At 44.2% G+C, this 22,894-nt stretch carries 20 protein-coding genes and 2 tRNA genes; 4 read left to right on the top strand and 18 right to left on the bottom strand.

The window, feature by feature from the left end; genetic code table 11:
* Window positions 1-229: 229 nt before the first annotated feature.
* From tsf to RFK25_RS02345, 4 genes are all read right to left on the bottom strand, one after another.
* A complete protein-coding gene (gene tsf / locus RFK25_RS02330; protein WP_332411234.1) occupies window positions 230-1,270 on the bottom strand; it encodes a translation elongation factor Ts in 1,041 nt (346 codons plus the stop codon).
* A 130-nt stretch (window positions 1,271-1,400) separates the two neighbouring features.
* On the bottom strand, window positions 1,401-2,177 hold the full coding sequence (gene rpsB, locus RFK25_RS02335; RefSeq protein ID WP_014637198.1) for a 30S ribosomal protein S2: 777 nt from the start codon (window positions 2,175-2,177) through the stop codon (window positions 1,401-1,403).
* 185 nt (window positions 2,178-2,362) lie between these two features.
* On the bottom strand, window positions 2,363-3,361 hold the full coding sequence (locus RFK25_RS02340; protein WP_332411236.1) for a DUF4767 domain-containing protein: 999 nt from the start codon (window positions 3,359-3,361) through the stop codon (window positions 2,363-2,365).
* A 10-nt stretch (window positions 3,362-3,371) separates the two neighbouring features.
* On the bottom strand, window positions 3,372-4,529 hold the full coding sequence (locus tag RFK25_RS02345; protein WP_332411237.1) for a DUF6287 domain-containing protein: 1,158 nt from the start codon (window positions 4,527-4,529) through the stop codon (window positions 3,372-3,374).
* A gap of 180 nt (window positions 4,530-4,709) precedes the next feature.
* Here RFK25_RS02345 and RFK25_RS02350 point away from each other — a divergent pair.
* Window positions 4,710-4,780, top strand: a tRNA-Cys gene (locus RFK25_RS02350).
* A gap of 174 nt (window positions 4,781-4,954) precedes the next feature.
* On the opposite strand, the gene nusG is transcribed toward RFK25_RS02350, so the two are convergent.
* The 4 genes from nusG to pbp2a form a co-directional block, all read right to left on the bottom strand.
* The gene (gene nusG, locus RFK25_RS02355; protein ID WP_002940254.1) at window positions 4,955-5,494 is read right to left on the bottom strand and encodes a transcription termination/antitermination protein NusG; all 540 of its coding nucleotides are present in this window, start codon (window positions 5,492-5,494) and stop codon (window positions 4,955-4,957) included.
* 110 nt (window positions 5,495-5,604) lie between these two features.
* Window positions 5,605-5,781: a preprotein translocase subunit SecE gene (gene secE, locus RFK25_RS02360; RefSeq protein ID WP_105124308.1), complete on the bottom strand. Its 177-nt coding sequence runs from the start codon at window positions 5,779-5,781 to the stop codon at window positions 5,605-5,607.
* A 9-nt stretch (window positions 5,782-5,790) separates the two neighbouring features.
* Entirely contained in the window at window positions 5,791-5,943 is a 153-nt protein-coding gene (gene rpmG, locus RFK25_RS02365) for a 50S ribosomal protein L33 (protein WP_002940258.1), read from the bottom strand.
* A 33-nt stretch (window positions 5,944-5,976) separates the two neighbouring features.
* Window positions 5,977-8,196: a penicillin-binding protein PBP2A gene (gene pbp2a / locus RFK25_RS02370; protein ID WP_332411238.1), complete on the bottom strand. Its 2,220-nt coding sequence runs from the start codon at window positions 8,194-8,196 to the stop codon at window positions 5,977-5,979.
* Window positions 8,197-8,348: 152 nt separating this feature from the next.
* Here pbp2a and RFK25_RS02375 point away from each other — a divergent pair, with 152 nt between their 5' ends.
* Together RFK25_RS02375 and RFK25_RS02380 are read left to right on the top strand one after the other, a co-directional pair.
* Window positions 8,349-9,317 carry an NAD(P)/FAD-dependent oxidoreductase gene (locus RFK25_RS02375; RefSeq protein ID WP_332411241.1) on the top strand — a complete coding sequence of 323 codons (969 nt, stop codon included), beginning with the start codon at window positions 8,349-8,351 and terminating at the stop codon, window positions 9,315-9,317.
* Between the two features lies 1 nt (window position 9,318).
* A complete protein-coding gene (locus RFK25_RS02380; protein ID WP_332411242.1) occupies window positions 9,319-10,185 on the top strand; it encodes an RluA family pseudouridine synthase in 867 nt (288 codons plus the stop codon).
* A gap of 25 nt (window positions 10,186-10,210) precedes the next feature.
* On the opposite strand, the gene purR is transcribed toward RFK25_RS02380, so the two are convergent.
* The 7 genes from purR to rsgA form a co-directional block, all read right to left on the bottom strand.
* Window positions 10,211-11,023, bottom strand: coding sequence for a pur operon repressor (gene purR, locus RFK25_RS02385; RefSeq protein ID WP_332411244.1), 813 nt, complete (start codon window positions 11,021-11,023; stop codon window positions 10,211-10,213).
* A gap of 101 nt (window positions 11,024-11,124) precedes the next feature.
* Window positions 11,125-11,991: an aminoglycoside phosphotransferase family protein gene (locus tag RFK25_RS02390; RefSeq protein WP_332411245.1), complete on the bottom strand. Its 867-nt coding sequence runs from the start codon at window positions 11,989-11,991 to the stop codon at window positions 11,125-11,127.
* Entirely contained in the window at window positions 11,991-12,932 is a 942-nt protein-coding gene (locus tag RFK25_RS02395; RefSeq protein WP_044669574.1) for a 3'-5' exoribonuclease YhaM family protein, read from the bottom strand. The genes RFK25_RS02390 and RFK25_RS02395 overlap by 1 nt, the downstream gene beginning before the upstream one ends.
* A complete protein-coding gene (locus tag RFK25_RS02400; protein WP_332411247.1) occupies window positions 12,922-14,160 on the bottom strand; it encodes a DNA recombination protein RmuC in 1,239 nt (412 codons plus the stop codon). Before RFK25_RS02400 ends, RFK25_RS02395 begins: the two co-directional genes overlap by 11 nt.
* A complete protein-coding gene (locus tag RFK25_RS02405) occupies window positions 14,161-14,793 on the bottom strand; it encodes a thiamine diphosphokinase (RefSeq protein ID WP_332411249.1) in 633 nt (210 codons plus the stop codon).
* Complete coding sequence (rpe, locus tag RFK25_RS02410; protein ID WP_332411250.1) at window positions 14,786-15,445, bottom strand: ribulose-phosphate 3-epimerase; 660 nt, start codon at window positions 15,443-15,445, stop codon at window positions 14,786-14,788. Before rpe ends, RFK25_RS02405 begins: the two co-directional genes overlap by 8 nt.
* Window positions 15,446-15,459: 14 nt before the next feature.
* Window positions 15,460-16,335 carry a ribosome small subunit-dependent GTPase A gene (rsgA, locus tag RFK25_RS02415; RefSeq protein WP_332411251.1) on the bottom strand — a complete coding sequence of 292 codons (876 nt, stop codon included), beginning with the start codon at window positions 16,333-16,335 and terminating at the stop codon, window positions 15,460-15,462.
* Between the two features lie 124 nt (window positions 16,336-16,459).
* Between rsgA and RFK25_RS02420 the strand changes: the two genes are divergently transcribed.
* Window positions 16,460-16,541, top strand: a tRNA-Leu gene (locus RFK25_RS02420).
* 274 nt (window positions 16,542-16,815) lie between these two features.
* On the opposite strand, the gene RFK25_RS02425 is transcribed toward RFK25_RS02420, so the two are convergent.
* The 3 genes from RFK25_RS02425 to RFK25_RS02435 all read right to left on the bottom strand — a co-directional run bounded on the left by RFK25_RS02425 (window position 16,816) and on the right by RFK25_RS02435 (window position 22,868).
* Window positions 16,816-18,393: an ABC transporter ATP-binding protein gene (locus tag RFK25_RS02425; protein WP_332411252.1), complete on the bottom strand. Its 1,578-nt coding sequence runs from the start codon at window positions 18,391-18,393 to the stop codon at window positions 16,816-16,818.
* A 287-nt stretch (window positions 18,394-18,680) separates the two neighbouring features.
* Entirely contained in the window at window positions 18,681-21,125 is a 2,445-nt protein-coding gene (locus RFK25_RS02430; RefSeq protein ID WP_332411253.1) for an LTA synthase family protein, read from the bottom strand.
* A gap of 12 nt (window positions 21,126-21,137) precedes the next feature.
* Window positions 21,138-22,868, bottom strand: coding sequence for a hypothetical protein (locus tag RFK25_RS02435; RefSeq protein WP_332411254.1), 1,731 nt, complete (start codon window positions 22,866-22,868; stop codon window positions 21,138-21,140).
* Window positions 22,869-22,894 lie beyond the last annotated feature (26 nt).

Genomic DNA, 22,894 nt, shown 5'->3' on the forward strand with positions numbered 1-22,894 from the left:
GTCCAAAAGAAAACAATTTCCTTATTTTGACTATTGAACTCAACATATTTTTCATCAAATACCTTGATAGACTTGACAAATGGTAGAAAAAGAACTCCCATTCGGAAGTTCTTGAATTGTCGAGTAGTCTTTCAGTTTGCTTTTAGTACTAGGAAACGAGCCGCAGGCTGTACTGAAGTACGGCAAGGCGAGTTAACGAAGTAATAAAAGATAAAATGAAGACTAGCAATTATTTACCAAGAGCTGCTGCCATAGTAGCTGCAACTTCTGCTTCAAAGTCGTTTGATGCTTTCTCGATACCTTCACCCACTTCAAAACGTGCAAATTCTACAACTGACGCGTTTACTGAGTTCAAGTAAGCTTCAACTGTTTTGCTGTCGTCCATGATGTACACTTGTGCAAGAAGTGTGTAAGCTTGGTCAACTTGAGTGTTGTCAAGCATGAAGCGGTCCATTTTACCTGGGATGATTTTGTCCCAAATTTTTTCTGGCTTGCCTTCTGCTGCCAATTCAGCCTTGATTGCTTCTTCAGCTGCAGTGATTACTTCATCAGTCAATTGAGCTTTAGAACCATATTGCAAGAGTGGCAATGCTGGTTTGTCAACCATTGCACGGCTTTCGTTGTCTTGTTCGATTTTGTGGTTGATTTGTGCCAACTCATCTTTAACGAATTGCTCATCCAACTCAGTGTAAGAAAGAACAGTTGGTTTCATCGCAGCGATGTGCATTGAGATTTGTTTTGCAAGAGTTTCGTCGCCACCTTCAACAACTGAGATAACACCGATACGGCCACCGTTGTGTTGGTAAGCACCAAATGCTTGAGCATCTGTTTTTTCAACCAAAGCAAAGCGACGGAATGAGATTTTCTCACCAATTGTTGCAGTTGCGTTTACGTATGCTTCTTCAAGGGTTTCACCTGAAGGCATAGCCAATTTAAGAGCTGCTTCGTTGTCAGCTGGTTTACCTTCTGCAATTACTTTAGCAGTAGTGTTTACCAATTCAACGAATTGAGCGTTTTTCGCAACGAAGTCTGTTTCAGCGTTAACTTCAACAACTGCTGCTACGTTACCGTCAACGTAAACACCTGTCAAACCTTCAGCTGCTACACGGTCAGCTTTCTTAGCTGCCTTAGCCATACCTTTTTCGCGAAGCAATTCAATCGCTTTTTCGATATCACCTTCAGTTTCAACCAATGCTTTTTTCGCGTCCATAACGCCAGCACCTGATTTTTCACGCAATTCTTTAACGAGAGCTGCTGTAATTTCTGCCATGTCTATTCTCCTTGTTTGTATTTATAAAATAGAGGAGCGGGCTCAGCCCTGCCCCTCTAGGATTGTTTTTGTAGTTTAGAATTGTACACGAGCTAAAACCATATAGATTTTAAATCGTCCTCGTTACTTATTATTTACCTTCTACAACTTCAACCAATTCTTCGATTGATTCTGTAGATGCTGGCTCAGCTGCCAATTCAGCTTCAACTGCAGCTACACTGTCTTCACCTTGGTTACCTTCGATGATAGCGTCAGCCATTTTAGCTGTGATCAATTTAACAGCGCGGATAGCGTCATCGTTAGCTGGGATGATAACATCAATATCATCTGGATCTGTGTTTGTGTCAACCATCGCTACAACTGGGATACCCAATTTCTTAGCTTCTTTAACAGCGATTTGCTCTTTGTGTGGGTCAACTACGAACATTACGTCTGGAATGCGTGGCATGTCAGCGATACCGCCCAAGAATTTTTCAAGACGAGCACGTTGTTTGTTCAACAATGCTACTTCTTTCTTAGGAAGTACGTCAAAAGTTCCATCTTCTTCCATGCGGTTGATTTCTTTCAAACGAGCGATACGTTTTTGGATTGTACCCCAGTTTGTAAGAGTTCCACCCAACCAACGGTGGTTGATGAAGTATTGACCAGCGCGGATAGCTTCGTCTTTAACAGCTTCAGCAGCTTGTTTTTTAGTACCTACGAACAAGATAACTGCGTCGTTTGCTGCAGCGTCACGGATGAATTCGTAAGCTTGGTCAGCCAATTTTACAGTTTGTTGCAAGTCGATAACGTGGATACCGTTACGTTCTGTGAAGATGTACTTAGCCATCTTAGGATTCCAGCGACGAGTTTGGTGACCGAAGTGTACACCAGCCTCAAGAAGTTGTTTCATTGAAATTACTGCCATGAGTATTTCTCCTTTTTGTTTTTTCTCCTCTCCCGAACTTCGACTTGCAGCCCAACCTTTCGGCAACAAGACCACAATTGATCCGAGATGAGTATTTGTTGCACAGCAACTCTATTAGTATATCAGAATACCTGCCTATTTTCAAGCAAAATAGTAGAGAAATTCGTCAAAAATCGGCACTTTTTCTATTCAAAGTATGTTTCTGCAACAACAGAATAGGACCCTGCCACAACATCCATTTTCTCTAACTGACCATTAGCATTGATCCTATAAAAGCCTGCAGCTGGGGCTACATTTGGATCGGTCCCCTTCATATTGGGCCTGCTATGGTCTTCTCTTACCTCAATATAGACCAAGCCATCAGATGACTGAACATTAGTCACCACCTGTGCTAGAAAATCATCTTTAGTAAATGGTGTGCCATATCTTGTCGCAGCATGTGCCTTGGCCCAATTAGCCGCTTGCTCGACGGTCAAATTCTTGGTGTCTACAGACGTATTAGGAATAGTTACCGAGCTAGTTTCAGTTGCCACTGCTGAACTTTCACCGAGAACCAAGTTTTCAAAGAATGCTTGTAATTCCTGGTTTTTAGTCGGTCGGAAATACAAACGCTTCTCTGGGTTGCCTTGATTTTGTTCAGTAATCCAAGCAATAACCCGACCATCTTTGATCGTAAAGAGATAGAGGTGGGCCAATTGAGATTTTGAGGCTTCAATATCCGAATATATCCCAACAACTGCTGTTTTTCCTGCCTCTACTTGACCAGTTTCACTCCAAACTAGGTCAGGAGTTTCTCCTAGAAAATCAGGCGTCATTTGCTGCCCTGAGCCACTGAGCACACCTGAGGGCAAGGTCACACCAAAAAAGTTACCTTGGCGACTAGGACCATAAGACACATAGTATTGAGGAGGCGAGAACGATGGTCCCCATTGGTCAATCACAAACCTTCTCAATGCTTCTGTTTTAGCAGCATCCCACAAGCCAGTTTGGCTACTTGAACTAGTTGACGATGAGGAAGTCATTGTTGTGGTTGAAGTACTGGAGCTTGTACTTGTCGAGCTAGTGCTAGTGGATGAGCTAGATGAAGATGTCGGGGTTACTTCCCGCTTCTGACTGCCACAGGCCGCCAGCAAGCAGACACTCGCTCCCAAAAGTAAGGCTGATATCATTCTATTCTTTTTCATCCCATCTCTCCTAATCATCCACTCGATAAAAGACACCTTGGCTAAAGCTTTCTGTCGTTGCGACACTCTGGGTAGTAAAAATCCTATCCTTGCTGGTGTCCGTCTGATCGCTATGCCCTTCTAAAAATCCATAAGTATTCTGTACCCCTTTTGGAATCAGCAAAGTTGGTATGGTAGGTGAAGCCATAGCATTTGGATTGGTAATTCCTGCTAAAAGAACTTCACCTTCAAACTTGGCATTTTGTACATCAACAAAGGCAGTATTGCCACCACCATTTACAGCCACATTCCCCTGACTATCAATCTCTATTCGATCGCCACGCGCATTGACCCAATCACCTTCCAAGCTAGCAAAATTTCCAGCTTGGATTTCTTCCAAATTCATGGACTGGACACCATCTGTTTGTTCTGAACTGCTCATTTCTGTTTCTGATTCTGTTCTGTCAATCTCAAATTCTTCCCAGTCAAATTGATTAGGATCTAGAATTTCTGACTCTGTCTTTCCAAAAACAGAAACAAGTTCATCTCTCATATGAAAATCTTGCTCGACTCCCTCAATCAATTGACCATTTGCATCTAACTTATTAAGCGTACCTACGGCATCTCCTGTCCCTGAACTCCATCCATAACTAACATATTCTCCACTCTGGAACAAGACAAGGGCGCTTCTCCCACCACCAACTCCAGCTACAAAATTTTCTGCTAACAAAGAAATTTGACTATCAATAATCGCGTAGAATCCCGTTACAAATACTGACCCATCTGTATTTTCAGATCCGATGAACAGTTCATTCTGACCATCCTGATTAAGATCATAAAAGGCATATCTTAAATGGGGAGCAGTTTTTACCGCACTTTCCATAACCCAAGAATTCATCGGAAGCTGTAAACCTTGTAGGACAGCCATCATTTTTTCTACATTTTCTTTATCCGCACTTTTCGCAAAGCCAATGATTGCCTGATAATCCGAAAAGACGGACTGATACAGTTCCTTATCGTCCTTCTTGACTTGGCTCGAACTAGTTGAACTTTGTTGTTTCGTTGATGAACTAGTCGAACTTTGCTGAGTGGATGACGAGGTTGAGGATTGTTTCGTCTGGACATTTGACTTGCTACAAGCTGATAAGGTCGCTACACAAACCAGTACTAAAGCTAGATATTTTTTCATAATAACCTCCATAATGAAAAATAGATCTAAAGTGAAAAGTATGGTTATTCTTAACCATACTGACAGTTGCTCCGACTAGCATTTCCAGCCTTCACTGCCCTTTACCAGACACATTATCTGTAAATGTTTATTTTTCCACTTGACCAATTTCACTATTTAAGGTACAATATTCTTTGTTATGGCGGTATAGCCAAGTGGTAAGGCACGGCTCTGCAAAAGCTTGATCGTCGGTTCAAATCCGTCTACCGCCTTTATTATAGGATTTTATCCGATTTTATACAAGTCAAAAGCCCGATTTTTCAGGCTTTTTTGTTTTGTTATTTGGTAAAATTCGGTAAATACAGAAAAAAGTTTTGGACAAATTTTGGACACTCAAAATAACAACAAACTCCCCACAGCTTGTCACTATGAGGAGCATGGATATATTACAACTCAGCAATCTGGCTCAAGTTAACTTCAGCAATGGTATCATTACCAAACATAGAGATAACCATTTTGACCTTGTTGTTGTCGATTTCTGTGATTTTACCTGTGTAGTCGGTGAAGGCACCGTCGATGATACGCACAGTGTCGCCAACTTTGACATCAATATCAAATTCTTGAACAGTTTGACCCATAGATACCAAGATTTGACGGATTTCTTCTTCCAAAAGTGGAGTTGGTTTTGAACGGTTCCCGTGTGAACCCACGAAACCTGTAACGTTTGGCGTGTTACGCACTACAAACCAAGCTTCATCGGTCATAACCATTTCCACCAAGACATAACCTGGGAAACGATTTTCTTCTACTTCCTTAACCTCACCATTTTTCTCAACTTGAACGGTCTGGGTAGGAATTTCTACACGAAGAATGTTTTCTAACATGTTATAGGTGTGGGCGCGTTGGAGCAAGTTCTCCTTGACCTTGTTCTCATATCCTGAATAGGTTTGCAAAACAAACCAGCCCTTATCAAAACTATCGTACATTTTTATCTTCCTTTCTATGGAACCACTGCATTTTTAGACGCTAAAAAAAGCCCGAAGGCTTTCGCTTTTCTTTATTATATCACTTCCATTTTACAAATGGCAAGTGTTTTCTAGAAAAGATTGATTAAACTCATGATACCACGTGACAAAATCAAGTCAAAGAGATAAACAATTGCCACGAAAAATGCTGTATATTGTACAACAGAGGCAAAGTCCTTCCAGCTCTGCTTACGAGTTGGCCAGGCGGTCTTTTTTAAAATCTGGAAAATATCTTTCAAAAATTTCACGCGCTACTCCTATCTGGTTTCCTTGTGAACGGTGTATTGTCCACAATGTTTACAAAATTTATTTACTTCTAACCGTGTTGGCTTGGGATTACTCGACAGACTAATCGAATAGTTGCGAGAACCACAAACAGTACAGGCTAGGCTTGCTTTTTTTAGTGCCATAAAGCCCTCCATCTCTCTCATTTTATCATGTTTCTAAGGATTTGACAACTCCTCAAACCAAGTTGTAACCGTATCCCAAAGAGATTTAGCCCTCTCTGGCAACTGGGCATCAATCAGATTTTGCTTGGTTTGCTCAATCAGATTACGAGCTTGATCGGAAATCTCCTGTACCTGCTCCTGGCTAATGCCAACCTCGGACTGTGCCGCTGGTTCCTCTGCTACTTCCACAATTCCATTTTGCACATAGGCATTCTCAACATCAAAAGGAGTTCCCGCAGTATAGGGAAGTATGGAATTGGCCACTGTTTGAAAAACTGCTGGCGCCATCCAATAACTGCCGCTGTCAATATAGTGGTTTTCATCCGTCTGCTCAAAACCAACCCACTGACTAATAACCAAATCTGGCGTGTAGGCAATGTGCCACTGGTCATTGACCAAATCCACATTAAAGCTGGTTTCCGTCGTTCCCGTCTTACCAGCCAAGTAGTAATTTGCCGCATCAGCTGTTACACCTGTACCGTTTGTAAATGTTCCCAGCATCATAGAAGTCATCTTATCAGCCACCGACCGATCAAGAACCTTGGTACTAGTTTCACGATGCTCTGCCAGAACCTTACCACTGGCTGTTTCAATACGGGTAATCAAGTGAGCGTCTTTCATGACACCCTTGTTAGCAAAGACAGCATAGGCCTGGGCCATTTGTAGAGGATTAGTTTCCACACCCGAACCGATTGATACACCCAAGACCTTTTCAACTTCATCCATGTTCAGACCAAACTTTTTCCCATATTCAAAGGCCTTGTCAATACCCAAGGTGTTCACTATGTAGGCTACTGGCAAATTGTAAGAAAGGGCCAAAGCCTGATACATAGGAATGGTATCCGAGGTCGAACGATCGTAGTTATGCAAAGTGTAATCGCCATAGGTTTCCGTATGGTTATCCAAAGCCATGTCTGTGGACCAGCCCGCAGCCACCGCAGGTGCATAGGCTACAAGAGGCTTAATGGTTGACCCTGGGCTTCTTTTCCCCTGGGTCGCAAAGTTAAAGGTTCTAAAGTCTGCATCCTCTGCACTGTTAACACGACCAACCAAGGCGCGTACGCCACCCGTCTTAGGATCAAGAGCCACGCTGGCAGCCTGGGCATAGGTCCCATCATAGCTGGAGGATGGGAACATGGACTCATCGTCAAAAATGACCTGCATACTAGCCTGCGAATTCTGGTCCATCTCCGTGTAGATCCGATAGCCGTTGTTGATGATGTCCGACTCTTTCAAACCATATCTGTCAATGGCCTCTGCAATGACCGCATCAAAATAAGATGGGTAGGAATAGTTACTCTGTTTTCCTGAATAGGTATCCGCCAATTGACTGGCCAAATCGACCTGAAAACCTGCATCCGCCGTTGCCTGATCAATGACTCCTGCATCTACCATGGCTTGCAAAATCGTATCCCGACGATTGGTCGCATTCTCAATAGAGTAATAGGGATTATAAATCTCCGGACCTTTCAACATGCCTGCTAGTAGAGCGGATTGCTCAATCGACAAATCACTGGCAGAAATCCCAAAATATTTTTGACTAGCATCTTCCACACCCCAGACCCCATTGCCAAAATAAGCATTGTTGAGGTACATGGTTAGGATTTCCTGCTTGCTGTATTTCTTATTGATTTCAAGGGCAAGGAAATATTCTCTGGCCTTCCGGCTAATGGTTTGGTCCTGGGTCAAAAAGGCATTCTTAGCCAACTGCTGAGTAATAGTTGAACCACCACCTGAACGCCCCAAGGTCAAGACCGCTAGGATAGTCCGCTGGTAGTTAATTCCTGAGTTTTTATAAAAACTCCTATCTTCCGTCGCGATGACGGCATTTTCCATATGATCTGAAATCGCATCCAGCTCCACATAGGTACCTTTTTGACCAGACAAGGTGCCGGCCTCTGCTCCATCCTTATCGTAGATAATGGTAGTAGCCTTGAGAGCCTCCTGTAAATCCCCAACATTAGCTGTCTTTGCTAGGAAGAAGAGATAGCCACCTACGGTCAATACCATGACCCCAATCACAATCATTAAAATCTTAGTCAACTGATAGCGACGCCAAAACTTGCGAATCGGCTCTGGAATTCGTGACTTCTTCTTTGCTTTTTCTAAAGATTTACCACTTCCTCTACGGCTACGACGAGGATATTCTTCCTGCTCAGCCTGAAAGTCCTCTGGTACATCAATCGGTTGATACTCTAAATCATCTCTATCCATCACATACCTCTTTCTAATGAATTTTGTACCATTATACACCATTTCCTAAAAACTAGCAGAAAAAAGCCTGCGACCACTTGTGACAACAGACAGAGAAAATTTTCCAAAAATATGATAAAATAGGGTCATTCTGAACAAGAAAAGGATATTCCATGACACAAGTATATGACATTACCATCATCGGTGGCGGACCAGTCGGTCTCTTCGCCACTTTCTACGCCCATCTCCGTCAAGCCAAGGTCAAAATCATTGACTCCCTGCCCCAACTGGGTGGCCAGCCTGCCATTCTCTATCCTGAGAAGGCCATTTTAGACATTCCAGCCTTTCCAAGCCTGACGGGACAGGAATTGACGGACAACCTCCTTGCCCAACTGGCACCCTTTGACACCACTATCTGCCTCAATGAAACCCTGACTGCTATCGAACCTGGGGAAATCATTACCCTAACAACCAACAAGGGCAGCCACCAAACCAAGACTCTGATTATCGCCATGGGTGGCGGGGCCTTCAAGCCACGTCCGCTGGAGATTGATGGTGCCGACAGCTTTGACAATGTCCACTACCACGTGTCCAACATCCAGCAATATGCGGACAAGGACATTGTCGTCTTGGGTGGCGGTGACTCTGCGGTCGACTGGTCCCTGGCCTTTGAAAAAATCGCCAAGACCACTCAGATCGTCCACCGACGCGATAACTTCCGAGCCCTCGAACACAGCGTAGAAGAACTCAAGCAGTCCAGCGTCACCATTCACACACCATTTGTCCCTAAAGGGCTTTCTGGGGAAAATGGCAGAGCTTCTGCCATTGATTTCGATAAGGTGAAGAGCGAGGACAAGCTGACCCTGTCTTTCGACCACCTCTTTGTCAACTACGGTTTCAAATCATCTGTCGGTACGCTAAAAGAATGGGGATTGGAGCTCAATCGCCACCGCATCGTTGTCAACAGCAAGCAAGAAACCTCTGTCCCTGGTATCTATGCCATCGGTGACTGTTGCTTCTATGAAGGCAAAATCGACCTGATTGCGACTGGACTGGGCGAAGCCCCAACCGCTGTTAACAATGCCATGAACTACCTCAATCCAAACGAAAAAGTGCAACCCAAGCACTCCACCAGCCTATAAGATGAAAATTGATATTCGCATTCCCCAAGCCTTTCCCCAACTGACTGTCAAAGAAGTCTTGGAAGATTATTTTCTTATTCCCAGAAAAATCCGCCACTTCCTCCGTACCAAGAAGCATGTCCGTGTCAACGGCGAGCTGATTAACTGGCAGAGCCCGATAGCAGCAGGCGACCTTCTGGAATTGACCTTTGACCAGGAAGATTATCCTGAAAAAAACATTCCACTTGGACAGGCGGACTTGGTGAAGGAGCTCTATCAGGATGAGCATTTGATTATCGTCAACAAGCCTGAGGGCATGAAAACCCACGGCAATGAGCCGACGGAAATTGCCTTGCTCAACCATGTATCCGCCTATGTCGGTCAGACCTGCTATGTAGTCCACAGGCTGGATATGGAAACCAGCGGAGCCATTCTCTTCGCCAAAAATCCCTTTATCCTGCCCATTCTCAATCGGCTCTTGGAAGACAAGGTTATCTACCGTGACTACCTAGCCCTCTGCCAAGGCCAGCTAAAAAAGACAGACTGGTCCATCACCGATAAGATTGGACGGGACCGACACGACCGCAGAAAGCGAGTGGTCGACAACCGAAAGGGGCAGACAGCTCTTACCCAGGTCCGCCTCTTGAAGACCCTTGGCAAAAACAGTCTGGTTACCTGTCGCCTCCAGACAGGAAGGACTCACCAAATCCGAGTTCATCTAGCCCACCACGGCCATGCCCTAATCGGTGACCCTCTTTACAGTCGAGTCGCAGCCCCCCGCCTCATGCTCCACGCCCAAAAACTCAGCCTGACCCACCCGCTGACCTTAAAAGAAATCAGTGTAGAAGCAAGATCGGAGAGTTTTGATAGAATAGTAAAAAAGAGCTGAAAACCAGCTCTTTTCTTCATTTTCATTATTCAAATATATTACCCAACTCAACATCCACGCGATTTTCTTTGACATTGATATCGGTCACGGCTAGAAGCGATTTGTAGTTGGCAACGTTGCGATCACCTTTTTGGTTTTCCGCAAAGACAGCTACGCCAACCAAGGTTGAATCAAACTCAGAGAGTAGACTGATCATACCATTGATGGTACCACCATTTTTCAAGAAGTCATCAACAATCAAGACACGACTTCCTGCCTTCAAACTACGCTTGGATAGGAACATCTTCTCAATACGGTCGCTCGATCCTGACACATAGTTAACCGAAACGGTTGAACCCTCTGTAATCTTGAGGTCTCGACGAACGATAACAAATGGAACATTGAGTACATTGGCAACGGCATTGGCCAAGGGAACACCCTTTGTCGCAACCGTCATGACGGCATCAATCTTTTCTTCCTTAAAAGAATTAGCAATAATACGACCAACGTTTTTCAAGACATGAGGTGTTGAAAGAAGGTCAGATGAGTAAATATAGCCACCTGGCAAAATCCGGTTACTTTCAGCCATCTGGTCACGAAGAGCCTGAGCAATCTCGATGGACTCTTCCTTAGAAATAGAAGGCGTAAATACAACCCCTCCGCTAGCTCCTGTGATGGTTTCAATCTGACCAATCGAACTTTCTTCAAAGGCTTTTTTAATAATTGCAATATCTTCTGAAATCGAAGACTTGGCAGACTCATACTTTTCCGCAAAGGTATTCAAGCTTGTTAATTCGTAAGGGTGATTGATGAGGTAGTTAGAGATAACAACCATTCGTTCACTTCTTCTTAATTTCATATCGTTCTCCTTTTTGGCTTTTTCCTATTATAGCACAATCCATGCAAAAAGCGAACTTTTTTATTTTAAAAAGTCCGCTTTTTTCGTATTTTGTTCATTTTTCACAAATACCATGATGGTCGAAGCCTGCTATAGCCTTGATACCAAGTCCAAACAGCATCAGCCTGTTCTTTCATCAAGGGGATTTGGAGGGGATCCACCTGCTCCGCCCACGAAAGAGCTCCCAGACTATTCACGGTCAGATAAAGGGCTAGAAGCCTCCAAAATTCTTCAGGAATATGTCCTTCAAAATAGGCATCCAGCTGACCACGCGCAAAGGCTGGAGACAAGTCTGCCGTAAAAATCAAACGGTTGAATTCTTCCCAGGGGTCTCCTATGTCATAGCGATCAAAGTCTAAAATCTTAAGTTTTCCATCTCTTCCCAGTAGAAAATTCCCTGTATGAAAATCACCGTGATGGTAGGCAATCGGTCTCCCTTCAAGCAAGTGACGATTGGCCTGAACAAAATCAATCATGGCTGGTCCAGTTGGATAGGAATGACTAGCTGCTTGGTAGGCCGCTAATTTATTGTCAATCTTAGCCTGATAAAAACTGTTCCAGTCGCGCAGACTTTGGTCAATCGGTAGAGCATGCAAGGTTCGCAAAAACTGCCCTGACTGACAGCCCAATTCATACAAGACAGAATCAGACAGACTAGAAGCCACTTCATTCATATCTTGACCTTCCACCCATTCATAAAGGGTGTAGACTGACAAGTCATCCGCCCAAAAACTTAGTGGCTCTGCCACAGGCAAACTTAGACCAAACAGGTTTTCAACTAACTGAAACTCTAATTGCTTAGCCTCATAGGCTGGCCGCTCTGCTATTCTCAAAAGACCAAAGCGACCATCTTCTAGCTGGACCTTGTACTTTTTGTCCGTGGACCAGCCTTTGGTGAGGGGCTGTCGAGACACTATCCTAACTGCCATTAGTCGATATTGGGTTTATAGAAAGCGCGGTTATCCATGGCAAAGATGCGGTTAGTCATCTCGCCTGGGCCGACCTTGTCCAAGGCCGATAGCATCATCATCATTTCCGCATCGATGTTGTCAATCATGTGGAGGATTTCTGCCTCCATAATCTGCGGACGGACAGGGCTTCCATACTCCAAGAGACCGTGGTGACTGAGGATAACGTGGCGCAGAACAGTCACTTCCTCCAGACTGTCATCGATGCCCAATTCCATCAAGACCTTGGTAATCTCTTCATCAATCAAGGAAATGTGCCCAATCAGATTGCCACGGACAGTGTATCCTGTGTTATCAGGACCTGTCAGTTCAATCACCTTGGCTAGGTCATGAAGCATGATTCCTGCAAAGAGCAGGCTCTTGTTGAGCTGGGGATAGATGTCACCAATTTTATCAGCCAAACGGACCATGGTCGCCGTGTGGAAGGACAAGCCCGAATAGAAGGCATGGTGATTGGTTTTGGCTGCTGGATAGGAATAGAATTCCTTGTCGTACTTGCTGTAAAGAGCACGGACAATCCGCTGCCAAGTGGCATTTTCAATGCGGAAAATCATCTGGCTCAGATATTCCTTGGTATCCTTGACGTCAACAGGTGGTTTTTCCTTAAAATCCGCAGGATCATTTGGCTCACCAGCTTTTGGCAAACGGAGAACAAGCTGGTTGACCTGAGGGGTATTGTTGTAAACCTCACGACGACCCTGCATGTGAACAACTGTCCCAGCAGTAAAGTCTTTGATTTTCCCTGGTTGGGCATCCCAGACCTTGCCTTCAATCTCGCCAGTATCATCTTGGAAAGTCAGCGCTAAGTAGTCTTTTCCAGCCCGTGTTTGACGGACTTCAGCTGTCTTGATCAGATAGAATCCTTCGAAGAATTCATCTTTTTTCATTTGGTTAATTTTCATTATCTTCCTCATCTAATGGGGACAGGCCAAGCAGTCCCTTGGTTTGGTCATCTTCGTACAGGTCAATGGTACGAAGACTACGCTCGATAGCGTTGGTACGAGTGGTTAGGAGTTTGTCAATATTGCTGCTGGCTTGATTGAGCTGTTTCTGAGCCTTGACCAAGAGGTCAGAAAACTTGCCAAATTCCAGCTTGACATTGCCCAAGACCTTGGAAATATCATCGGCCGACCGTTGAATATTGAGGGTCTTAAAGCCGACGGAGAGGGAATTGAGTAGGGCAGACAGGGTAGTGGGGCCAGCTACTACGATATTTTCCTGACGGCGAAGCTCATCAAAGAAAATCGGATTGCGGACCACTTCTGAATAAAGCCCCTCGGTTGGCAAAAACAAGACGCCGAAGTTGGTGGTTTCAGGCGGATTGAGGTACTTGCTCTGAATATCCTTAGAAAAGCGCTTGATAGCCGCCAAGAGATTTTTGCGATGGAGGTCAATCTGGTCCTTGTCCCCACTTTCGTAAGCATCTTCCAAGCGATAGTAATCCGCCAGCGGAAACTTGGAGTCAATCGGCAAGTAGATATAGTCGCCTTCAGTCCGTCCTGGTAGCTTGACCGCATACTCCACACGCTCACTAGAACCTGAAACCGTGGCAAACTCTCGCTCATATTGGCTAGGTGTCAAAATATCCTCGATAATCTGTCCCAGCTGTAATTCACCCATGATGCCGCGGGTTTTGGTGCCAGACAGGACCTTGTTAAGACTGCCCACATCACGCGCCACCGTCTGCATTTCGCCCAGACCACGATTGACCGATTCCAATTGCTTGGACACCGTTTCAAAGGAGGCTTGTAGGCGGGTTTGCAGGGTTTTCTCCAGCTTTTCCTCAACCGTCTGCCGCATTTCTTCCAGGCGTTTTTCATTGGACTCCTGAATGGCCTGCAAACGGCGGTCGGTGGCATCTCGCGTTTCCAAGTGACTCTTATTCAGCTCTTGACGGATGTCTGTTAGCTGTTGGTAAAGCTCCGTGCGGAGTCTTTCTACCTCCTGATGAATGGCCTGTTGCTGTTTGAGGGTAGCATTTTCCAGTTGATAGCTGAGCTGGTCAGACAAGTTGTCTGCTGTGTCTTCTGCTTGATCTTGCAAAAGCAGGGCCAAGCTCTGCCATTTTCCATAAAGAAAAACCAAGGCCACCAAGACCAGTATCAGCAAAATAAGTAGTACAATATCCATCTAATCCTTGTCCTTACTGTAGATCAGGACCACGTAGCCCTGATCCAGTTGAATGTCTATGTCTCTATCTATAAATTCGTTAGAAGCATAGCATTTTTTGAAAAAATAATTTCTGGCATCCAGCGGGTACTTGGCATGACGAATGGTCAGGCGGCTCTGATCCGACGGCATAAAGGAAATGTACTTCATACCAGCAATCGGTGACAAACGGTGCCGACCTGCTGGTCGAAAACGGACGATGTTCTGACTATCCACCAATTCAATCTGCTCCATATAGGGTGCCAAGTCCGGCTCTGCAGCCAGAAAGAGACTGGCCATCATGTGGTCCATGCGACCACCCAAGGCTCCGTATATGCGAACCTGGGCCTGCGGATAGGCCTTGAAGATTTCCTTTAAAGCCAGCTCCAAGTCTGTATCATCTTTTTCAGCAGGAGCTTGCAAAAAACGCTCGGCTTGATCCTTTATCCGCCCTAATTCTTCAGGTGTCACCGAGTCAAAATCACCGATAGCCCAGTCAAGTGGCAGGGAATGGTCCAGAAGACGAAGAGAGCCTGCATCTACCCCCACATAGAGGTCGGCAGGCTCAGGAAGGCAGTCAAAGGAACCGCCTGCAATGACAGCAATCTTAATCATGGAGGGCAGCTCTCAATTTAGCAACGTTGGCATCCAAATCGCCTTTGAAGAGGTAGGAACCAGCCACAAAGACATTGGCACCCGCATTTTTGGCTGAATGAATGGTCTTGTCGTCAATCCCGCCGTCCACTTCGATGTCAAAAATCAATCCCTTGGCTTCACGGAGTTTAACCAAGGCCTCAATCTTTTCAGCCACTTCTGGAATGTAGGCCTGACCACCAAAACCAGGGTTGACCGTCATGAGAAGTACCTGATCCACCAAGTTGAGCACAGGCTCAATGGTCACAAGAGGAGTGCCTGGATTGATCACCACACCCACCTTCATCCCAGCAGCACGAATTTTTTGGAGGGTCCCATGCAAGTGAACCGTTGCTTCTGCGTGAATAGTCAAGATATCTGCACCCGCACGTGCAAAGGTCTCGATATGATTTTCAGGATTGGACACCATGAGATGGCAATCGAAAACTAGCTTACTATGAGGACGCATAGCCGCAACCACATCCGCACCAAAGCTGATATTTGGCACAAAATGACCATCCATGACATCAATGTGCACATACTCCACACCTGTCTTTTCTAGACGCTTGAGCTCTTTTTCAAAATTTGCATAATCTGCCGCCAAAATAGACGGTGCAATCTTATAATGTGACATAGAGAACCAACTTTCTATTTGAATTTCTTACTTACCTTGGTATAGGTTTCGCGCTGATTTTGGATTTCGCTGAGGAATTGGAGGTAATTGTCAAAGCGGCTTTGGGAAATAGCAAAGCTGGCAACAGCTTCCTTGACCGCACAATCCGGCTCATGGGTGTGGGTACAGGTCCTAAATTTGCAGTTCTGGCTGGCTTCCGCAATCTCTGGGAAACAATCTGTCAGTGCCTCAGCCTCCTTGACTTCATAGTCTAGGGATGAAAAACCTGGCGTATCCGCAATTTTCCCACCGAAGACATTGTAGAAGCTGACCGCACGAGTGGTATGGCGACCACGCCCCAGACTATCTGAAATAGCCCCTGTTTCCAAGGCTAATTCTGGTGCAATTCGATTGAGAAGTGTCGATTTGCCAACCCCTGTCTGCCCCATAAAGACCGTCACCTTGTCCTGTAAAAGAGGCGTCAATTCATCCAAACTATAGACAAAAGGATAGCCAATTTTCTCATAGATAGTCTTGAAGACATCCATCTCCGCCCAATCTTCCACCAAGTCCATCTTAGAGATATAGATAATGGGATCCATATCCTTCTGTTCAAGGAGAACTAGGAAACGATCCAGTAGATTGGCATTAAAATCTGGTTCCTTAGCCGACATGATAACCACCGCCTGATCGATATTAACGATAGGAGGTCGAACCAAACTATTTTTCCGCTCATGAATCTTTAATATATAGCCTTCTGAGTTTTCCTCGGCAGAAAAGTCCACAAAATCACCCACATAGGGCGTTTGGCCTTTCTTACGAAAATGTCCTCTAGCTCTGGTTTGATAAATCTGTCCCTCTGCCTCGACATAGTAAAAACCAGCCAAGGCCTTGATAATTCTTCCTTGCAATGAAGACTCCTTTGTGTGTACTTGTTCCTATTATACCAAATTTCCTACAAAAAAACCGCAAGCGGTTTCGATTTTACATTTTCCTCTAGTCATTTCAACTAAAAAATAGTATAATAAAAAACAAGCGGAGGTGGTGGAACGGCAGACACGCATGCTTCAGGCGCATGTGCCCATCGGGTGTGAGGGTTCAAATCCCTTCCTCCGCATTATTTATAAAGGATAACCCCAGGTCAGAATTATTGGCTTGGGGTCATTTTTATATCTTCTCACTTATACTCAATGAAAATCAAAAAACAGCCAAGCTCCAAAGGTTTGGGGAACCTTTGGAGGTTGGAGATAGAGCGAACGTAGTTCGTTTCTACTTACGCGGATAGAACCCTGTTACTATTTTGTTTCAAGGTAACAGGCTGAAAGGCTCCACTGGAGCCTTTTACTTATCAAATCAAGTCAACAAGGTCTAATTTTGATTTTCAAAGAGTATTAATTGCCCTCCCCAATCCGTATCACCCCATCATAACGAGAAAGGACCTCATCGGACACACGGTGGGAAATATGAATGAGCGTCTTATCAGTTAGTGAGGTAAGGTAGGTTTCAATCACTGTATAGGTTTCCTGATCCAAGGCAGACAGACTTTCATCCAACAACAAGATATCCTTATCTTGCAGCAAGGCACGTATCAAGAGCAGGCGCTGCTTTTGTCCGCCAGACAGTCCGCTATCATCACTAATTTCCTCGCTTAAAGAGTCATAACTTGGGAAACGACTGTCAAGGTTCATGGTCTTAATGAGAAACATCAGCCTATCTTCTGGAACCTCCCGTCCCATGGTCAAGTTGTAGAGAACAGTATCATGGAAAAGAGCTCCCTCTTGTGGCAGATAGGCAATCTTGTCTTGAATGGCTTGGTAGGACAAGTCTGAAAGAGAGGTTTTATCAAAGTAAATATCCCCTGCTTGCAGTTGGCTATTCTTGGTCAAAATAAAAGCCAAGGAAGATTTGCCAGAACCACTTTCCCCAAGAATTAAATACTTCTTGCCACGCTCAAACGCTACGGTCAGGTCTTCAAAGACCTGCTTCTCACCGAGAGCATAACTAGCCTTGACCAGTTGCATGCTCTGGAAAGCTGAAGCTGGTTCCTGCCCCTTCGTTTCTTGACCCAAAGAAGATAACTCAAACTCTTGCTTCAATTCCTTAACGGCATGTCTATCCAAAAAGGCTGCCGCAATGCTATTAATGGGATCCACCAACTGCTCTGAAATGGTCAGAATAGCTGTCAAGCCACCGATGGTCAAGGCACCAGAAAAGACTTGAAAACCACCGATAAATATAATCGAAAGCGTGGTCAGATAAAAGACCAAACCGACTAAGAGCCGCATGGTTACTGTCGTTCGATTGGCCTGATTGACCTTGTCATTGACTGCTTGATAGCGATCGTTCAGACCATCTAAAACTTGCTGTCTTTGGCGACTATTTTTCACTTGTAAATAACTCAGAAAGACATCTGAAACCCTTGTATTATAGACCTGCTGACTGTCCGAAATCGCCTCCTGATTGAGCCTTCTCCGCTTTTTAAACAAATAGGGAATCACAACTGGCAAAAAGGAAATCAGAATCAAGAAAATAGCGGTCAGACCATCCAAGCTAAGCAAGGCTAGACTGGCAATGCCAAAGGTACAAGCACCTTGAAAAATCGTAAAGAAAGCGTCATAATAATCTTCTTTCACCGTCTCCAAATCATTATTGAGCTGAGAAATATAGGCCCCTGCCCCCTGCTCAACAAACTGCCTAAAAGATAAATCAAACATTTTCCCAATAAAGGTCGCCTGCAATTGGAAACCTACTTGATTGAGATAGCTGACATTGGCAATCTGACGAATGTATTCAAAGACCAGCATGACAAGGACAGTTAGCCCCATCAGCACAAAATAGGACACAAAGGCCTGTCTATCTCCAGCTGCAATAGCATCAATAATATAGCGATATTGGTACAGAAAGCCAACATTGAGCAGGGATACTGCAAAAATACAAGATAGGGTTAGCCAAAAATTCCTCTTTTTCATTTCTTCTCCACCGTTTGATAGATTTCTAAGCAAAGCAATAAAAAATCTGTATTAAACACCGTTATTATACCACAACTGCCCATGTTTGTGTGAATCTTCATATAAAGAAAAAGAAGCTAGGCATAAAGTCCAGCCTCGCTTCTCAAAGTTCGTGCCAACATCTCAGCGCAGTGGTTGATTGGCAGATTTGTTCGTGTTTCACACTCCAAATCTGACCTAATCAACTGTGCGGGGGTGGGAAGACGAACTCTTTATTGACCAGTCGAGTTCTTTCCCACTCCCTATTTTTATTCTGTCGGTTCTGTCGCTACTTTGAAAAAATCTTTGTATTTCAAAAGGTAGCCTTTTCCTGTAGATAGGTCATATTGGACCAGTTTGAGTTCTTCTGCAACTTTCGCATCTCGCTCAGCCTGTCCTACTCGGTCCTTATGAAGCACTTCTGTCAAGAGGGCATAGTAAGGACTGACCTTGTTATTGGTCGTCTCCAGCATCAGTGCATTCATGTCGCTAGAATTGACCAAATCATAATGGTAGTCTTCTGTTTCAAAATTGCTCCAAACGAAATAATCTGTCTTATATTGCAGACTTGGATCAGTCACAAATGCTGACTCAGGATACAAACCTGGCAAATGGTCGCCGTAAAAGACAACGGTCACCTTTTTATCCAAAGTCTTGAGCTGGTCTAGAAAATCCCTGGTTGCTTGATCCGTAAAGGATAGAAGACGAACATAGCTATTGAGGTTGGCATTTTCCTCAGCCGTGAAGCCCTCACCCGAAGCTGTAATACTTGCAGGCTCAGCAGAGTTCCACTGCACATGGTTTTGCATAGTAATGGCAGAGACAAATGTATTTGTTCCTGAACGCACCTGCTCCAAAATCAAATCGTAGGTCTTCTTGTCACTGACAAAATTCCCCTGATAATCTTCAGCCGTCACTGCAAGTGGATACTTGGCACTATTAAGAGTATAGAACTGCTCAATCCCCAACTGCTTATAGATTGAATTACGATTGTAACTGGTATCGAAGTAGGGATGAATAGCCACACGGCTATCTGCTGGATAGAGGTCGCTGATACTTGGCAACTTCTTCATATTTGGCGCCACATCCAGATAGACAGATGAAATAGAAGAATTATAATTGTAAAGTGGTAAACCACTATAAACCTGAAACTCAATATTGGCAGTCCCACCACCATAGTGGTCGCTCTTCATCAAACCACTAGTAGTCTGACTCATGATGTACTCAATATTTGGAAGGACATTTTGGCTGAGGGTCACACCGGGAATCCGACGAGGGTCAGCCAAACTCTCGCTAAGAATATAGATAACTGTCTGGTCAGTCAATTGGCCTGTCCGTTCTGCATTGATTTCCTCAGCCAAGGCGGTGTATTTCTTCACAATGGCCTTCATGGTCTTCTCAGAGTAATTCTCAGGCATTTCCATACTGGTCTTGCTGAGTTGCTGCAACCAGAGGAATGAAAGAGTCCGATAACGAGCCACAAAAGCATAGCCCTTCCAATCTACGTTACGCCAGTTATTGACCTGAGAAAGAATAGGTATCCAGCCAGCAATCTTATGGTCTTTTTCATTGCGAATAGCCCAACCCATTCCTAAAATTAGGGATACGATGACTGAAATTCCTGCCAGCCGTTTCCAGATAGAAGCGACAATCTGTCCTTGGAAGTAGTTCTTATGAATTTTCCGATAAAGAAAGAACAGAATCACTAAAAAGAATAGCGATATGAGCACAACACGCAGACTGATAAAGCTGAGAATCATCCCCATATTACCAATCCATTTGAAATCATTTGGGGTCAATGGCTCCGAACGATAGCGAAATTTGAGGAAATTGGCCGCTATCAAGGTCACATTTAAACCAGCAATGACAGCAACCGACAAGATTTGACGGTTGATGACCAAGCTGATGATAATGTTTAGGAAAAAGAGGCAGGCAATTTGAAAGACAATAGCCCCCGGAAAGAGATGGCGGGTAAAATAAGACCCCGTCGCCCCAGCCATGGAGACCTGATAGCCGATATGGGACAGGCTTGCCAGCACCAGACTGATAAAGACCATGCTGTGGACATTGGTCCGATTGGCCTTAAACTCTACAAATGCCTTATGAAGATAGCGGAGAAATATATAGGTCCCTATAAAATGAATAGGCGCAAACAGCGGTGTCTGGCTGAAAAACTCTATGTAAGAACCTTTCTCAACCAAACTCTCATAATGGCTATCTTTCCAATAAGAGATAGCTAGAGGGCTGAGAGAAAGCAAACTGGTCAAGAGCAAATAGCCATCTGGTACCAAGTGATTGGCTGACCACTGGCTTAATTTTTCTCGAATTCCCGTCTTCTTCCGCCATAAAAATGCCAACAATACTGGAAGAGCCAACATCAATAGAAACTCAAATTGAAAGAGATTATTACGGAAAATATTCCAGGGTTGATATTTCTTGGCATTGAGCCGATAGACTAGATTGACAAGATACAGAAAGCCTAGAAAATAGCCGACATACTTGGCAAAGGTTTTGGTCTTGATAAACTGTTCGTACTTATCCAGCAGGACCAAGATATAAAAAGTAAAAATAAGATAGGCAAGCAAGGGCAGGGGGATAAACCAGAGCGGGAAAGATACTCCACTTAGCAATAGAGCCCGACCCATCGCCAGCAAAACGGTCATAATCATAACCAGAATAAATTGCTTGCTTGCCTTTGGATTGATTTGTTTCATAACATTTCTCTCTTAGGAAAGGCTTGATTTTCGGTAAATAAAGATGTAGTACATCGACCAGACTAGCCATCCAGTCAAACTGATAATGATAACTGGCAGTAACCACCACTGTTGCTTGTAGGATAGAATTAGGGTATTCTGCCCCGGTTGGCTGGTAACTGTTGGTACACCGATTGTGGAGAGCTCCACATCTTCTCTATCCAAGACTTGGTCATTCAAAACAAGCTGACTATCTTGGTAGACAATGATTGGCAGGGCTGTTTCTTCTGCTTCCGACGCCATCCAAGTCACCACCAGCTGATTACCATCAACTTCTTTGGTAAAATCTTGATTTGGTAAAATCACTTGGTCACGATAGGTAAAATAGGTATTGTCCGACTCCTCATTAGTCAGATGCCCCGTCTTTTCTGATAAATCTGGTACATAGTCCGGCGTAGATTTCTGAGCAATGTGGATAAATTCACCCAAGTCTTTGGAATGGAAAGAAGCCCGTAACTCTTCCGTCGTCCCGTACAAGGTCGTATGAATTCGTTTTTGTAGGAAGGTATCGCTATAATAATGTCCTTTGATTTCCTTATAACTTTCATTCCAGAGGAAACCAACCGAAACAAGCAAAGAAATAACAGTCAAACCTGAAAAGATTTTCTGTATTTTGTCTGACAAGCCTGAAACCTGTACCCCCACAACTGCCAACAACAAGGCATTGGCATAGAGGAAGAAGCGGAAAGGAAATTGAATCAATTCAACCAAGGTAATTCCCTTACCAGCAAATAACTGCCAAGGGAAGAGGTTGGTTGACAAAATCAAAAATACTGCGTAGGTCAGAGCAAGACCACCCAGAACCAGTGATTGTTTCTTCCAATTTTTCACCAAGAAATAGAGATAGATTCCAAAGAAAATTGGCAATGGATAGGGATAGTAGAGAAAGGCTGTTTTCAGCCATGTGACAGTATTTTGAACGAATTTCTTATTTACAAATGGTGGTACCAAGGTGTTGGTCGCATTGATATAAACCAGTGGCAACCAGATATTGATGGTTAGGAGCAGGAAAATCCCTACCGACAGGGCTACTTGTCCAATAATCTTCATTTTTTGGTCTGATTTCCACCAACCAATGAAAAAGAGAATGCCATAGGCAATGACCAAGAACAAGGTCGATAGCATATGGACCTGTAACATAAGCCCCACAGCTCCTGCCATGAGGAAAATGGGGACTTTGTTCGTCTGCAAGAAACGGACTGCAGGGATTAAACAAAGCGGAAAGAGAGCCACTCCCCAGCTGGTAAATCCTTGGGTTGCCCACCAATACTGAATGGAATAGGTGGTCACAAAGAACATGGATAAGAGAATGGAATGAGTATATTTAACCTTGACCTCACGCATGAGGAGATAGAGAGAGGTGGCACTCAGAGTTCCCAAGAGAAGATTGGACAAAATTTGATAACGAAACCAGGTCCCACTTAAAAGAACTAGCACCCCCTGTAAATAGGCAAAATAAGGCCCATAGAGAGCATTGACAATCCGTCCTGACTGCTGGTAACCATACAAACTGATGATATAGGAGAAATTTCCCTCCTTCATCTGTATTGCCGCATCATAGAAACGATTGTAGTGGAAAATCAAGTCCGCACCTGTCACCATCCCCTTAGTTAGCAAATGAGGAACTAATAATAATAAAGAAAAGCCCACAAATAGGCCCAGGGCTACTAAATGGGGATGCTTTTTCAGCATAGTTTTTAACATATCGATACCTTCATAAAAAAAGAGGG

Origin of the sequence: Streptococcus sp. SS-4456, assembly GCF_036680365.1 — a bacterium.
Lineage (GTDB): Bacteria > Bacillota > Bacilli > Lactobacillales > Streptococcaceae > Streptococcus.

Bases quoted from the DNA above. Each gene is read 5' to 3' on its own strand.
- tsf (WP_332411234.1), bottom strand. From the start codon at position 1,270: ATGGCAGAAATTACAGCAGCTCTCGTTAAAGAATTGCGTGAAAAATCA.
- rpsB (WP_014637198.1), bottom strand. From the start codon at position 2,177: ATGGCAGTAATTTCAATGAAACAACTTCTTGAGGCTGGTGTACACTTC.
- RFK25_RS02340 (WP_332411236.1), bottom strand. From the start codon at position 3,361: ATGAAAAAGAATAGAATGATATCAGCCTTACTTTTGGGAGCGAGTGTC.
- RFK25_RS02345 (WP_332411237.1), bottom strand. From the start codon at position 4,529: ATGAAAAAATATCTAGCTTTAGTACTGGTTTGTGTAGCGACCTTATCA.
- nusG (WP_002940254.1), bottom strand. From the start codon at position 5,494: ATGTACGATAGTTTTGATAAGGGCTGGTTTGTTTTGCAAACCTATTCA.
- rpmG (WP_002940258.1), bottom strand. From the start codon at position 5,943: ATGGCACTAAAAAAAGCAAGCCTAGCCTGTACTGTTTGTGGTTCTCGC.
- pbp2a (WP_332411238.1), bottom strand. From the start codon at position 8,196: ATGGATAGAGATGATTTAGAGTATCAACCGATTGATGTACCAGAGGAC.
- RFK25_RS02375 (WP_332411241.1), top strand. From the start codon at position 8,349: ATGACACAAGTATATGACATTACCATCATCGGTGGCGGACCAGTCGGT.
- RFK25_RS02380 (WP_332411242.1), top strand. From the start codon at position 9,319: ATGAAAATTGATATTCGCATTCCCCAAGCCTTTCCCCAACTGACTGTC.
- purR (WP_332411244.1), bottom strand. From the start codon at position 11,023: ATGAAATTAAGAAGAAGTGAACGAATGGTTGTTATCTCTAACTACCTC.
- RFK25_RS02390 (WP_332411245.1), bottom strand. From the start codon at position 11,991: ATGGCAGTTAGGATAGTGTCTCGACAGCCCCTCACCAAAGGCTGGTCC.
- RFK25_RS02395 (WP_044669574.1), bottom strand. From the start codon at position 12,932: ATGAAAATTAACCAAATGAAAAAAGATGAATTCTTCGAAGGATTCTAT.
- RFK25_RS02400 (WP_332411247.1), bottom strand. From the start codon at position 14,160: ATGGATATTGTACTACTTATTTTGCTGATACTGGTCTTGGTGGCCTTG.
- RFK25_RS02405 (WP_332411249.1), bottom strand. From the start codon at position 14,793: ATGATTAAGATTGCTGTCATTGCAGGCGGTTCCTTTGACTGCCTTCCT.
- rpe (WP_332411250.1), bottom strand. From the start codon at position 15,445: ATGTCACATTATAAGATTGCACCGTCTATTTTGGCGGCAGATTATGCA.
- RFK25_RS02425 (WP_332411252.1), bottom strand. From the start codon at position 18,393: ATGAAAAAGAGGAATTTTTGGCTAACCCTATCTTGTATTTTTGCAGTA.
- RFK25_RS02430 (WP_332411253.1), bottom strand. From the start codon at position 21,125: ATGAAACAAATCAATCCAAAGGCAAGCAAGCAATTTATTCTGGTTATG.
- RFK25_RS02435 (WP_332411254.1), bottom strand. From the start codon at position 22,868: ATGTTAAAAACTATGCTGAAAAAGCATCCCCATTTAGTAGCCCTGGGC.